This window comes from Mycolicibacter longobardus (assembly GCF_002102265.1).
Lineage (GTDB): Bacteria > Actinomycetota > Actinomycetes > Mycobacteriales > Mycobacteriaceae > Mycobacterium > Mycobacterium longobardum.
This window is the reverse complement of record NZ_LQPG01000009.1, coordinates 84355-92947: the sequence shown is the minus strand read 5'-3', so window position 1 is coordinate 92947 and position 8593 is coordinate 84355. Positions and strand designations below refer to the sequence as shown.

Here is an 8593-nt window from a genome sequence, read left to right as displayed (position 1 = left end):
GCCGCTGGGCACTGCTTTCGATGCGGTTACAGTTCAGCGGTTGAGCCGAGCGAAGATGCCCTTCTGCGCCTTGTAGAGCCGCGGGAATTCGGCGAAGAGCCGGTCATACACCCCGCGGTGGGCGGCATTCGGCTCGAAGACACCGTCGAGCGGGATCAGGTCGTGCAACTCGTCGCGATGCAGCTCGCCCATGCCGATACCGGCGAACAGCGCCGCGCCGCGCAATTGGGCATTCAACGGGTCGGCCACCCGCTCGCAGGTCCGCCCGCACACGTCGGCGACGATCTGGCACCACAGTTCTGAACGTGCCCCGCCGCCGACGATCCGGATCGGCCCGGCATTGGGTGCGAACTTGTTCACGTAGTCGAGCAGCCAACGATTGTTGTAGGCCACCCCTTCGAGCACCGCGCGCACCAGATCCGCGCCGGTGGTACCCAGCGACAGGTTGTGAAAGCCGCCGCGGGCGTCGCGATCGTCGATGGGAGAGCGCTCGCCCTTGAGCCAGGGAGTGAAGATCACCCCGTTGGAGCCGGCCGGTGCACCCGCCGCAATCTCGGTCAGCGCGTCATAATCGAGATCGTCGAAAACGTTGTCGCGCAACCATTGCAACGCCCGCCCGGCGGTGTCCTGATTGTTGACCAGCAGGTAGGAGGACGGGTCCAGGCCCGGAACAGTGGCCAGCTGGTGCAACGCATCGGTCTTCTTGAACGCCACCGGGCAGCTGATCCACGACGTGGTGGACAGGGTCAGGTGCAGCTCGCCGTGGCGTACCGCGCCGGAACCCACCGCCGCGCTGTGCAGGTCCGGGGTCCCGGTAACCACCTGCGCGGCAGGCGATATGCCCAGTTCGGCGGCGACCGCCGGCGCCACCGGGCCGATGATCGAACCGGTCGGCACCAGCGGCGGCAGCTTCGCCCGGTCAATACCGGCTCGGCGCACCAGCACGTCGTCGTAGTCGAGCACCGCCAGGTTCCGGTTGTCGGTGAGCCAGGCGCCCATCATCGAGGCCCGCGATGCCGCGGCCTGCCCGGTGAAACACATGCTGAGGTAGTCGACCGGCTCCAGCAGCCAGCGAGCCGCGCCGAAAGTCGCCGGGTCACCATGCTGCAGATGCAGCATGTGGCCGACCGGGTCGTCGCCGCTGGGCGAGGGGATGCCGCCGTTGCGACGAAGCCAGCTCAGCAGAGCCCGTGGCCGGTAGCCGGCCACCGGGCCGCCGAATGCCTTGCGGCTGTAGGGCGCACCGCGGGTGTCCATCCACATCACGCACGGACCCGCCGGCCGTCCGTCGGCGTCGACCGGGATGGTGCTGGCCCACTGCCCGGTGATCGACACCCCGGCCACCTGCTCGCCGCGCACCCCGCTCTGGGTCAGCCCGCGCCGAGTGGCTTCGCGGATGATCTCCCACCACAGACCGGCATCCTGGGTGGCCGCCCCGCCCGGCCCGTAGTCGGTCGAGACCTCGACCAGGTCCGACCAGAGCACGGTGCCGTCCAGCGACACGAAACCGACTTTGGGGCCGCCGGTGCCGAGGTCGACGGCGAGAACGACGCGGTCAGCGCGGCTCATACGGGCGGCAGCGACTGCTGGGTGTCGAGCATCTGCTCCATGAACCCCTCGATGAACTGGGCGGCCTCGTCGGTCAGCCCGCCCGGGATACCGCCGTAGACCGCCGCGCTGACCGGTGCCTCGCCGGCGGCGGTCTTCTTCTTGGCGTACTCGACCGCGTCGTCGAGGTCGGCGGCGAAGGCCGCGACCACACCGGGCTGGGTCTGCGGCCGCGTGACGGCCATGTGGATCGAATTGGGGTACTGCTGACCGTTGAACCGCCAGCCCTTGGGTTTCATCGCGTCGGCGACGTGGTAGATGTCGAACTCGTCGGAGCGGAAGCTGAAGCAGAACGTCGGGTCACCCATGATCTTCAGCTCGGGGTGGCTGCGCACCGCCGACTGCATGGCCGACGCGGTGTCCAGGATGGCCTTGGCGTAGTTGCGGTATCCCTCGCGGCCCAGCTGAACCATCGACGCCCACGCTGCGGCGATCAATCCGCCCGAGCGGGAACCCTCGATGCCCGGCGACATGTACTTCCCGCCGGACCAGTCCAACAGGTAGAAGTACTGTGAATTGCGGTAGGCCTTGTCGCGGAACAACAGTGTGGAGGCGCCCTTCAACGCATAGCCGTACTTGTGGTTGTCCGCGGAGATGCTGGTGACACCCGGCACCCGGAAATCGAACACCGGGACGTCATAACCCAGCTCCTGCGCGAACGGCAGCACGAACCCGCCCAGACAGCCATCCACGTGCAGACCCACTCCCCGCTCCAACGCCAGCTGCCCCAGCTCGGGAATCGGGTCGACGGTGCCGTAGCCGTAGTTGCAGGCCGAGCCCATGATCGCGATGGTGTTCTCGTCGATGTTGTTCGCCACCCAGTCGACGTCGACCTGGGTCGTGTGCGGGTCGATCGGCGCCTTGCGCAGTTCGATGCCGAACAGGTGACAGCCCTTGTCGAAAGCCGGGTGGCCGGTCTCGGGCTTGATGAAGTTCGGCCGGGTGATGCCCCGGTGCTGCGCGGCGTGCTCGCGGTAGGCCAGCAGCGCGTGGATGATGCTGCCGGTGCCGCCGGTGGTGACCATGCCCGCCGGGTTGCCGTCGGTGATCGCTTCGGCGTGCATCAAGTCCAGCGCCATCGCGATGATCTCGCCCTCGAACTTGGTCGCCGACGGGCAGATGTCGCGTTGCAGCACGTTGACGTGGGCGAACAGCCCGAACGCCTCATCGAGGAAGCGGTAGTGCTCGTGGTCGCCGCAGTACATGGTCCCGGATACCTTGCCGGTTTCCCAGGTGGGGTCCTCGGCCTGCGCCATCTCGCGCAGCTCCGCGAGCACCTCCTCCCGCGGCCGGCCATGCTCGGGCAGCGTGCGGTTGACCGTGAACCGGTCCGTATAGGGGAAGTCGGACATGGCTTGAGCAGACCCTCCATTTTGAGAACCCCTCCAGGCTAGGGACCGAAGGGATTGTCGTGTTGTTGTTCGCGCACGCAATAGCAGAGCTAACCACGGTCGGTCGAGGCGCTGTCACACCACGTCGCCGCTCACCCGTTCGGTATCACGCGGGTAGGGCCGAAGCGACCCGGCGATGAAATGGTGAATTCACGATCTCCCACACGTTCGAATGGCCTGGCCGCACGCGGGCAATGAAAATGCCGAACCATTTATTCAGCCCGTGATATCAGAATCTCAAACCGCGGCCGAGAATTCCAACACCAAAAAGCTACAGCATTGACAATATTTTGTTGTTAATCCGAACCGGGGGATGCGACCGGCGCTAGGCCACGCCCAGGCGCTCCAGCACCGCCGCGTGCAGCAGGGCGTTGGTGGCCACCGCGCTGCCGCCGTGCGGTCCCGCGTTGCCGCTCAGGTCGCTGAACATCCCACCGGACTCACGAACCAGCACATCGAGTGCCGCCAGGTCCCACACCGACACCGCCGGCTCGGCGACGATGTCGAGCGCGCCCTCGGCGAGCAGGCAATAGGCCCAGAAGTCGCCGTAGCTGCGCGTTCGCCACACGGTGTCGGTCAGATCCAGAAAGCGCTCCCGCAGTCCACGGTGCACCCACAGCGAGAGCCCGGCGAACGACAGACTCGCCGAACCCACCTCGGCCACCGCGGACACCGACAACCGACGCGGTTCCGCCCCGTCTACCGCGGCGAATGCACCCAGGCCGCTCCCGGCCCACCACCGTCTGCCCAACGCGGGGGCGCTGATCGCGCCCACGCGCGGCACGCCGTCGTCGAGCAGCGCGATCAGGGTGGCCCACACCGGCACCCCGCGCACGAAGTTCTCGGTTCCGTCGATCGGGTCGATCACCCATTGGCGGCCACTGAACGTCGCGGTCCCGCCGAACTCCTCACCCAGGACGTCGTCGTCGGGTCGATCCCGCGCCAGGACCTCGCGCAGCGCGGCCTCGACCGCGCGGTCGGCGTCGGTGACCGGGGTGAGGTCCGGTTTGGTGTCCACCCGCAGATCCAGCGCGCCGAATCGGTCCAGGGTCATGGCGTCGGCGAGGTCTGCCAGACCCAGCGCCAGTGTCAGATCATCATCGGTCGATGCCGCGGCAATTCCCATAGGCGGGGGACAGTACCACCGAATGGAGTTTTTGCCGCGCCCGCCGGAGAAATGGCTTGAATTATGGGATCGCGCCGATGATATGCAACACTGACCTCCGCGGGTGCCTTTCTTCGCCCGTGACTCATATCGGCGCGAAGAATTTATTCTGGCCAGACACGCGTGCCGCCGTCGATTCGATCAGAGGGATCCGGCTGATGGGAAGGGGCCTGCGGTGACCACCTACACGCAGACGCTCGCCGGCACCACCTACCGCTTCGACGGGCTGATCGACCTGCTGGCCAAGGCCACCCCGCGGCGCTCCGGCGACGAACTCGCCGGCTGTGCCGCCGGCAGCGACGCCGAGCGAGCCGCGGCGCAGTGGGCGCTCGCCGACGTCGGCCTGGACACCTTCCTGCACGACCTTGTGGTGCCGTACGAGACCGACGAGGTGACCCGGTTGATCATCGATCGCCACGACCGTGAGAGTTACCGGGCGGTGTCGCATCTGACGGTCGGCGGCCTGCGGGACTGGCTGCTCGAGGTGGCGGCCACACCGGCCGCGGCGGACACGCTGCGCCGAGTCGGCCCCGGGTTGACCCCCGAGATGGTGGCCGCGGTCAGCAAACTCATGCGCAATCAGGATCTGATCGCGGTGGCGCGGGCCATCTCGGTCACCAGCGCGTTTCGCACCACGCTGGGCCTGCCCGGCCGCCTGGCCACCCGGCTGCAGCCCAACCACCCGACCGACGACCCCCGCGGTGTGGCCGCGGCCACCCTGGACGGACTGCTGCACGGCTGCGGCGACGCCGTGATCGGCATCAACCCGGCCACCGACTCGCCGCAGGCCACCGCCGATCTGCTGCGTCTGCTCGACGACATCCGACTGCGCTACCAGATCCCGACGCAGTCCTGCGTGCTCTCACACGTGACCACAACCGTTGAGCTGATCGAGCAGGGCGTCCCAGTCGACCTGGTGTTCCAGTCGATCGCCGGGACCGAGGGCGCCAACCGCAGCTTCGGCGTGAGCCTTGATCTGCTGCGGGCCGCCAACGAGGCCGGGCGTTCGTTACAACGCGGCACCGTCGGGGACAACGTGATGTACTTCGAGACCGGGCAGGGCTCGGCGCTGAGCGCGCACGCTCACCTGGGCAGCGGAGGCCGGCCGGTCGATCAGCAAACCCTGGAGACCCGGGCCTACGCGGTCGCACGCGAATTCTCCCCGCTGCTGGTCAACAGTGTGGTCGGGTTCATCGGACCCGAATACCTCTACGACGGCAAGCAGATCGCCCGGGCCGGGCTCGAAGACCACTTCTGCGGGAAACTGCTCGGCCTGCCGATGGGCGTCGACGTCTGCTACACCAATCACGCCGAAGCCGACCAGGACGACGTCGACACCCTGCTCACCCTGCTCGGCGTTGCCGGCTGCAACTTCGTCATCACCGTGCCCGGTGCCGACGACGTGATGCTGGGCTACCAGAGCATGTCCTTCCACGACGCGCTCTACGCGCGCCGGGTGCTGGGTCTGCGCCCGGCGCCCGAGTTCGAGACGTGGCTACAGGAGCTCGGCATGGCCGATGAGTCCGGCCGGGTGCTTCCGCACGCGGTGGAGCGCTCACCGTTGCGTTCGCTGGCGGCACCGGCATGAGCGCCGTGCATCCGAAATCAGCTGATTCGCAAGACATCTGGCAGAGCTTGCGCCGCCACACCCAGGCCCGGATCGGGCTCGGCCGCTCCGGCGACGCCCAGCCCACCCGCAGCATCCTGGAGTTCAGGGCGGCGCACGCCCTGGCCCGTGACGCCGTGCGCCAACCATTCGACCTCCAGCTCCTGGCGCAACGGGTAGCCGGCGTCGGGCTGGGTGAGCCCGTCGCCGTGACCAGCCGAGCCAACAGCCGCGGCGAGTATCTGCGGCGCCCCGACCTCGGCCGCCTCCCCGAGGATCTGAGCGAGATTCCTTTTAGCGCAGCCGAAGTGGGCTTCGTGCTGTGCGACGGACTGTCTCCGGCGGCACTTACCGAACACGGCGTTGAATTGCTGCGCGCGTTGACCGACGTCGTGGGCGCCCATCGCACCATCGCCGCACCGGTGATCGCCACCGGGGCCCGGGTGGCTCTCGGCGACCACATCGGCCAGGCGATGGGCGTGCAGACCGTCGTGGTGCTGATCGGTGAGCGACCGGGATTGTCGGTGGCCGCCAGCGTCGGGCTGTACCTGACACACCTGCCGCGGCCGGGACGCACCGACGCCGAACGCAACTGCGTGTCCAACGTGCACCCCCCGGAGGGACTCGGCTACCGCGAGGCGGCCCACGTCATCGACTCCCTGATCACCGGCGCACGAAGACTGGGCCGCTCCGGTGTCGACCTGAAGGCCACCTCGGCGGGTGCGCTCGACATTCGAACCACGCTGGACGGCCACGTGCTGTCCTAAGATCGAGCACCATCGACATCAACACGCGAAAGCTGCGCCACTTCGTGGTGGCCGCCGAGGAGCTGCACTTCAGCCGGGCAGCGGCGCGTGTGTACCTGGCGCAGCAGGCGCTCAGTCGCCAGATCAAGGACCTTGAGGACGAGCTCGGCGCCAAGCTGTTCGAGCGAAACACCCGCAACGTGACGCTGACGCCGGCCGGGGAAGTCTTCCTGGAGGGAGCGCGCGCGGTACTGACCGCTCTCGACGGCGCGGCCGCCGCCGCGCAACAGGCCGCCCGCGGGCTGGTCGGCACACTGCGGCTGGGCTACGTGCCGGGCGCGGCGCTGGAACTGACCGCGCCGATCATCGCCGAATTCCGGGAACGCCACCCCGACGTCGTGGTCGAGATGCGGGAGTTCCAGGTCAGTGACCCCTCGGCCGGCCTGGCGTCGCGGGCCGCCGACGTCGCGTTCCTGCGCCTGCCGCAGAGCACACCGAACCTCAAGACCGAGATCCTGGCGGTCGACCCCGTCGTCGCCATGGTTTCCGCATCCCACCGCCACGCCGGACGGGACTCGGTGTCGGTACGCGATCTGCTCGATGACCCGATCACCCAGTCGTCCAGCCTCGATGAGACCCATCACGCGTTCTGGAGCCTGGCGGCTGCGCGGACCGATGCGACACGGGTCGAGGTCGTGCGCACCGACTCGATCACCGAGGAGGCGCAGATGGTCGCCGCCGGCGCGGCCATCGCCATCACCAGCGCGGCGGCCGCGCACTTCATGCCGGCGACCGGCGTCCGGTTCCTGCCGATCGACGACTGGCCGGGCTCGGCGATCGCGGTCGGCTGGACCGACGACGAGCCGTCACCGCTCGTCGCCCGATTCGTCGACGTCGCCTGTTCGGTGCGCGACGCCGAGCCCGACGTCGTGCACAGCATCGAGCACCGGCGCTTGGCGTCTTCACCGTAAAATCGGGGACGGCCCCTAGCCGTCCTAGCCGTTTGAAGCAGGAGGTGACACCGATGGGCGTGGCTGATGACCGCCGCTTCGAGGTACTGCGTGCCATCGTCGCGGACTTCGTCGCCACCAAGGAGCCGATCGGGTCCAAAGCCCTGGTCGAGCGGCACAACCTGGGGGTTTCTCCGGCCACCGTCCGCAACGACATGGCGGTGCTGGAAGCCGAGGGCTACATCGCCCAACCGCACACCAGCTCCGGGCGGGTGCCCACCGAGAAGGGCTACCGCGAGTTCGTCGACCGCCTCGAAGACGTCAAGCCGCTGTCGAGCGCGGAGCGCCGGGCGATCCTGTCGTTCCTGGATTCCGGTGTCGACCTCGACGACGTGCTGCGTCGTGCGGTGCGAACGCTGGCCCAGCTGACCCGCCAGGTTGCCGTCGTGCAGTATCCGACCCTGTCGGTGTCCACGGTGCGCCGCCTGGAGGTGATCGCGCTCACCCCGGCACGGCTGTTGCTGGTCGTGATCACCGACTCCGGTCGGGTCGATCAGCGCATCGTCGAACTCGGTGATCCCATCGACGACCACCAGCTCAGCCAGCTGCGTGAGCTGCTGGGCGCCGCGTTGGACGGCAAGCGGATTTCTGCGGCCTCCACCGCCGTCGCCGAACTCGCCGGGCACCTGGAGGGCCGCAGCGGGCTGGCGCCCAGCCTCGCCAACGCGGTCGGGCGCTCGGCGACGGTGCTGCTGGAATCGCTGGTCGAACACCGCGAGGAGCGCTTGTTGCTGGGCGGCACGGCCAACCTGACCCGCAATGCCGCCGACTTCGGCAGTTCGCTGCGCTCGGTCCTGGAAGTCCTCGAAGAGCAGGTCGTGGTGCTGCGGTTGCTGGCCGTGCAGCAGGAAGCCGGTAAAGTCACGGTGCGCATCGGTCACGAGACCGAGGCGCAGGAGATGGCCGGCGCCTCGGTGGTGTCCACCGCTTACGGTTCCCAGGGCACCGTGTACGGGGGTATGGGGGTGCTCGGCCCCACCCGGATGGACTATCCGGGAACTATCGCCAGTGTCGCTGCGGTTGCAATGTACATCGGTGAAGTGCTCGGGGCTCGCTGATCTCCGGCT

Annotated in this window: 7 protein-coding genes; 4 read left to right on the top strand and 3 right to left on the bottom strand. The window is 68.2% G+C overall.

Features of this window, described 5'->3' with window-relative positions:
* Positions 1 to 33: 33 nt before the first annotated feature.
* The 3 genes from AWC16_RS03960 to hisN all read right to left on the bottom strand — a co-directional run bounded on the left by AWC16_RS03960 (position 34) and on the right by hisN (position 4125).
* Positions 34 to 1569: a xylulokinase gene (locus AWC16_RS03960; protein ID WP_085263486.1), complete on the bottom strand. Its 1536-nt coding sequence runs from the start codon at positions 1567 to 1569 to the stop codon at positions 34 to 36.
* A complete protein-coding gene (locus AWC16_RS03955; protein WP_085263485.1) occupies positions 1566 to 2960 on the bottom strand; it encodes a pyridoxal phosphate-dependent decarboxylase family protein in 1395 nt (464 codons plus the stop codon). Before AWC16_RS03955 ends, AWC16_RS03960 begins: the two co-directional genes overlap by 4 nt.
* Before the next feature lie 364 nt (positions 2961 to 3324).
* Positions 3325 to 4125, bottom strand: coding sequence for a histidinol-phosphatase (hisN, locus tag AWC16_RS03950; protein WP_085263484.1), 801 nt, complete (start codon positions 4123 to 4125; stop codon positions 3325 to 3327).
* A 214-nt stretch (positions 4126 to 4339) separates the two neighbouring features.
* Between hisN and AWC16_RS03945 the strand changes: the two genes are divergently transcribed.
* The 4 genes from AWC16_RS03945 to hrcA are packed head-to-tail and all read left to right on the top strand — an operon-like array spanning position 4340 to position 8584.
* Complete coding sequence (locus AWC16_RS03945; protein WP_085263483.1) at positions 4340 to 5752, top strand: ethanolamine ammonia-lyase subunit EutB; 1413 nt, start codon at positions 4340 to 4342, stop codon at positions 5750 to 5752.
* Entirely contained in the window at positions 5749 to 6537 is a 789-nt protein-coding gene (eutC, locus tag AWC16_RS03940; RefSeq protein WP_085263482.1) for an ethanolamine ammonia-lyase subunit EutC, read from the top strand. The genes AWC16_RS03945 and eutC overlap by 4 nt, the downstream gene beginning before the upstream one ends.
* An 11-nt stretch (positions 6538 to 6548) precedes the next feature.
* A complete protein-coding gene (locus AWC16_RS03935; protein WP_308213312.1) occupies positions 6549 to 7487 on the top strand; it encodes a LysR family transcriptional regulator in 939 nt (312 codons plus the stop codon).
* A gap of 53 nt (positions 7488 to 7540) precedes the next feature.
* Positions 7541 to 8584: a heat-inducible transcriptional repressor HrcA gene (gene hrcA / locus AWC16_RS03930; RefSeq protein ID WP_085263480.1), complete on the top strand. Its 1044-nt coding sequence runs from the start codon at positions 7541 to 7543 to the stop codon at positions 8582 to 8584.
* Positions 8585 to 8593 lie beyond the last annotated feature (9 nt).

Coding starts and splice junctions, on each gene's coding strand:
- AWC16_RS03960 (WP_085263486.1), bottom strand. CDS start 1,569: ATGAGCCGCGCTGACCGCGTCGTTCTCGCCGTCGACCTCGGCACCGGC.
- AWC16_RS03955 (WP_085263485.1), bottom strand. CDS start 2,960: ATGTCCGACTTCCCCTATACGGACCGGTTCACGGTCAACCGCACGCTG.
- hisN (WP_085263484.1), bottom strand. CDS start 4,125: ATGGGAATTGCCGCGGCATCGACCGATGATGATCTGACACTGGCGCTG.
- eutC (WP_085263482.1), top strand. CDS start 5,749: ATGAGCGCCGTGCATCCGAAATCAGCTGATTCGCAAGACATCTGGCAG.
- hrcA (WP_085263480.1), top strand. CDS start 7,541: ATGGGCGTGGCTGATGACCGCCGCTTCGAGGTACTGCGTGCCATCGTC.